The organism is Aeromonas sp. QDB62, assembly GCF_027705695.1.
GTDB classification, from domain to species: domain Bacteria; phylum Pseudomonadota; class Gammaproteobacteria; order Enterobacterales; family Aeromonadaceae; genus Aeromonas; species Aeromonas allosaccharophila.
The window spans coordinates 1-4,104 of record NZ_JAPDCD010000096.1 but is presented as its reverse complement, the minus strand read 5'-3'; the positions used below and the strand labels follow the sequence as shown (position 1 = coordinate 4,104).

Below are 4,104 nucleotides of genomic sequence, written 5' to 3'. Positions count from 1 at the left end.
AACACATCAATCTCACCGGAGAATATCGCTGGCCAAAGCCTTAGCGTAGGATTCCGCCCCCTCCCGCAAACGACCCCAATTATCCTGCCCACCCCGGGCCTCGTCGGCTGCAGGAATCTGCCCGGCACCTTAGCGCGACCCGGCACTGGCGGTCTCGCACCCGCCGCGCCTCTGTTCTATCAATAAGGATGGATGACATGGAGCATTCCGAGTTCGATGCCGCTTTCGCGAAGCTTGCGGAGGGATACAGAGAAGGGACTTATGAAGGCCGGCGTTTCAGCTTGATCGTCCGGCGATCTGGGGACGGACGTCGCAACAGTCTGTTCGCCAGGGAGTTGGACGGGACTGACATTGTCAGCTTCAACCTCTTCCGCGTTACATCAGATAGGACATTGTTGAAGCCGTGCGAAATGTCCGCCGAAAAGGTCGTAGCGTTCGTGCTGGAGTTCCGACCGGACACCTGACGGGCAGAAGAAGATCCCGGCCAACCGGCGCGCCTGCGACGGCCGGCTATCTAAGGCTGCGCAAGCCTATAGCCGCAGCTCATTGCACTTCGTCTGGCGAGGAATTCAACATCGATACGTCGCCATCCGCGGGGATATCGGTACAGGCGCCCGTGTAAGCCAGATTGAGAAATCCTAAGCGATGACTAACACCAATGACGCCACCCTTCCGACACATTCTATTCTTGAGGAATGCACAGCGATGGCTGTCGTCAACGCTCTGAAGATTATTCTGAAGAACAGCTACGCGATCTACCTTAAGACAAAAAATGCCACTCGGGCGCATCCCGCCCCTACTTCAGGGACTTTCACTTGCTTCTCGCTCTGTCACTCACAGCATCGGCACGCCCATGACGCATGGTATCCAGGCCTCATAATTTTCCCATATAACCTTCTTGTCTTTTGCGCACCCAGAAAGACTCGAGGCTTTAACTGGACAGATGAGCCCTCGAGGGTAGTGTTCACCTGATTGGCTTTCTCATATCTGATGTTGATTCGCACAGTGTGCCAACCAGGTGATAGTTTCAAAAAACCTGCGCTTCAGAGCGAATTAGACGATCTTCGATAAGAGCGATCCGCCTCAAAATCCAAAACATCTAACATTGTCCTAGAGCCATATTTGTACCTAGTACTATGGCGCTCCCATTAACACATTTGATGATGCACAGAAAACTTAGCTCATGATAGCTTTCAGCTAACAGCTATTCGGAAGCCCGAAAGGATTCAACCGTTTAAGCGTGAACCGTCGATTATAAATACTTTCGTAAGTTAGCTTTAAAGGACGCTTTTAGTCCTTGTAAATACGCATTACGACTCCACAGCTACCAAATCCATACGGCGCCAGCAACCATTAAAACACCCGACACTACTAAAACAATAGTAGAGGCGCGATTGCTGCCTTTCAAAGTATGACCAACACCCACATCCATAACTAGGTGTCGAATTCCGGCTACGAGATGATAAATAAATGAAGAGTATACCAACCAGAAACTAACTTTGCCGAAAGGTGAAGAAAAAATCTCCTTGACTTCATTAAAACCCTTTTCTGACTCCAACGATTTGCTCAGCATATACAGTATCAGTCCCAGAAAAATAAAGAGCATAATTCCTGAAATCCGGTGCAGAATCGATGTAAGCGCCGTGAGAGGAAGCTGAATGGTTCGAATATCAAGATTAACCGGCCGCTTTTTATTCATTTTGACTCCAGTCAACAATTCTAGTGGGGGATTTCAGTTTTCGATCTCATTCATCATAGCAGCTGTAACTAAGGCTGGCGGCGACAATAATGGAGATATTCGGGGCTTACGTTGCATTTTGAGGTCGCAAGTGCATGTGCGTAAATTGAAGCAAATTGCAAGGTTATGCCCAATAGGTAGCTAGCTTATTAATTTAACAAAAGTGACGTGTGTCGTTCTGCAGGGCATGCTGTTCCCCAACCCTGGAAAACCTATCCTCTTTAACACGTCAAAGTCGATTGATAGGCTTGCTGCAACAGCTATCTGCCCGGTTGAAGTCGAAGATCGATGTATCTGTAGGGTTTGGAAATAAATGCGGGCGCCCACCGCACTCACGGCTCAGTTACCATTCTTTGTGCATCGCGGCCGCGCGGCTAGTTGGTAGCTGTTCTAAGCCTAGTCAGTGCCGCCCTTCGCCCCAAGCCCCATAGTCAGATTTGAGAAATGACAGTAGGCGATGCCGCAACGCGCTTCATCGACCTATGTAAAACGACTCCTTTATCGAAATAGTGCACTCATCGCTCTCCACGGCGATCCCTTCATCGCGAATTGCACCGCCCAAGACGATCTGCACTGAAATCAATACTTTCTGATGCCTCTTGATTAGAGATGCCAGCCATAATCATCTCATCGCCAACGCATACGGCGTTCGGCAGCCAACACACTCTCACTCACTACTGGAAGCTCAGACATGAAAACCATAGGCATTGAAAACTCGAAGTCCAGCGTACAGGCCCACTTAACGCTTGGAACCAAAACTATGGGGCTAGGTATCTATGGCGCGTACTTGGCTCTCGCTATTATTTACTTCTGGTTCGGCGGCATGAAATTTACCCACTACGAGGCCGAGGGCCTGGTTCCACTGGTGAGCAACAGCCCGCTTTTGGGATGGGTGTATAGCATTTTTTCGGTCGACATGTTCTCCAGCCTGCTCGGCATACTAGAGATTTCGATCGGCACTCTGATCGCAGGCCGCATGCTGTCGCCCAAACTATCCGTGGTAGGAGGCGCTCTGTCTGCAGGCCTGTTCTTCACAACCCTTAGCTTTATGTTTTCCACTCCGGGCGTCATTGAGCCTAGTTTAGGGTTTCCGGCGATTTCCGTTGCGCCAGGTCAGTTTCTGCTTAAAGACTTAGGGTTGCTTGCTGTTTCGATATTTGTGGCAGGCCATTCGCTGGTTGAACTGGAAAAACGTAAAATTAATGCATAATTTTTTCAATGGCTTAAGGCAGTAATGCCTTAGGCCTTTTTGCCATCATTTTCCCCCGCCAGATCTTTCAACCAGTCACGAGGGCTCAACCCCGTCTTGCGTCTAAATGCGCGAGACAGCGCCGAAGGACTTTCGTAGCCGACTTGAGCTGCAATCAGCGTAATCGAGCGCCCTTCTCGCATCAGCTTCTGAGCCAGGCTAACTCGCCAACTCAACAAATAATCAGCAGGCGTCTGTCCGATGACACTCTTGAAATGCACGGCATACGCAGCGCGTGACATATTTGACTCACTGGCCAGCTCTGCTATTGACCAGGCATGTTCCGGGGAGTTGTGCATCTGTAAAAGCGATCGGGCAAGCCGCATGTCGGCCAGTCCAGCCATCATTCCGGTGCGCAACTGGTGATGATCGAGCAGGTAACGGAGCAACAGAATGATTAGGAGCTCAAATAAGCGCTCAAGCGCGGCTTCCCTTCCACAATGCACATTTGCCGCCTCGGCAAACATCCACTCCAACGTGTCTGCCAGCATGGGCAGATCATCGAGTGCGAGCACCAAACAGTCCGGTAATGAAGCCGACAAAGGATTATCAATTCCGCCCTCAAACTCCATGGAAGCACACAACAACTTTGCGCCATCGGACTCACCCGCAAACAATTGATGCTTGGCGGGGCGTGGCATAAAAATCAAGCTAGGGCGAGTGAGCTGCAAATCCTTGCGATCGGGACCAAGCAACGTCACGCTGCCGGCCTGAAGCAGATGGATATAACCTCGCCGCTCGGCGCCATCGTAAGATGCAGAGCCGCATAGGTCGCCGTCATAGAACAGATTGGCCCGCACGCCGAACCGCGAGAGCAAATTAGACAAACGATCCATTGGCCGATCCTTGACGAGTCAGAACGCACAGACCATACCATCTGCGTTGTCGTTCAGTGCCTGTAGCGAACATGCCGGCGTAAATCAGCCAACGGATAAAGTGATCACTGAGCAGCTCAGCCTCCCTTTCCAGTTCGGCTGTTAAAAAAACAACACCGTTGTTTGAAAGCACCAGCAAATCAAGTGCTCACTCTTCCATTTTACGGGGTTGTACGCCGGAATCCCAGAAATTTCCGTCAGCCCAGCTCCAGTCCCGCCACGAGCGCATCCAGGTCGATGAA

4 protein-coding genes are annotated in these 4,104 nt (G+C 50.8%); 2 read left to right on the top strand and 2 right to left on the bottom strand.

Annotation, left to right across the window (positions count from 1 at the left end; genetic code table 11):
- Window positions 1-197 precede the first annotated feature (197 nt).
- A complete protein-coding gene (locus tag OKC27_RS22490; RefSeq protein ID WP_003464988.1) occupies window positions 198-464 on the top strand; it encodes a hypothetical protein in 267 nt (88 codons plus the stop codon).
- A gap of 860 nt (window positions 465-1,324) precedes the next feature.
- Here OKC27_RS22490 and sdhC read toward each other — a convergent pair.
- A complete protein-coding gene (gene sdhC, locus OKC27_RS22485) occupies window positions 1,325-1,699 on the bottom strand; it encodes a succinate dehydrogenase, cytochrome b556 subunit (protein ID WP_005005993.1) in 375 nt (124 codons plus the stop codon).
- Window positions 1,700-2,429: 730 nt separating this feature from the next.
- Here sdhC and OKC27_RS22480 point away from each other — a divergent pair.
- Window positions 2,430-2,948 (top strand): YkgB family protein, encoded by a 519-nt coding sequence (locus OKC27_RS22480; RefSeq protein WP_003464991.1) that lies wholly within the window; start codon window positions 2,430-2,432, stop codon window positions 2,946-2,948.
- Between the two features lie 29 nt (window positions 2,949-2,977).
- Here the strand turns inward: OKC27_RS22480 and OKC27_RS22475 are convergent, their stop codons facing one another.
- The gene (locus tag OKC27_RS22475) at window positions 2,978-3,823 is read right to left on the bottom strand and encodes an AraC family transcriptional regulator (protein ID WP_003464995.1); all 846 of its coding nucleotides are present in this window, start codon (window positions 3,821-3,823) and stop codon (window positions 2,978-2,980) included.
- Window positions 3,824-4,104 lie beyond the last annotated feature (281 nt).

Bases quoted from the DNA above. Each gene is read 5' to 3' on its own strand.
- OKC27_RS22490 (WP_003464988.1), top strand. From the start codon at position 198: ATGGAGCATTCCGAGTTCGATGCCGCTTTCGCGAAGCTTGCGGAGGGA.
- sdhC (WP_005005993.1), bottom strand. From the start codon at position 1,699: ATGAATAAAAAGCGGCCGGTTAATCTTGATATTCGAACCATTCAGCTT.
- OKC27_RS22480 (WP_003464991.1), top strand. From the start codon at position 2,430: ATGAAAACCATAGGCATTGAAAACTCGAAGTCCAGCGTACAGGCCCAC.
- OKC27_RS22475 (WP_003464995.1), bottom strand. From the start codon at position 3,823: ATGGATCGTTTGTCTAATTTGCTCTCGCGGTTCGGCGTGCGGGCCAAT.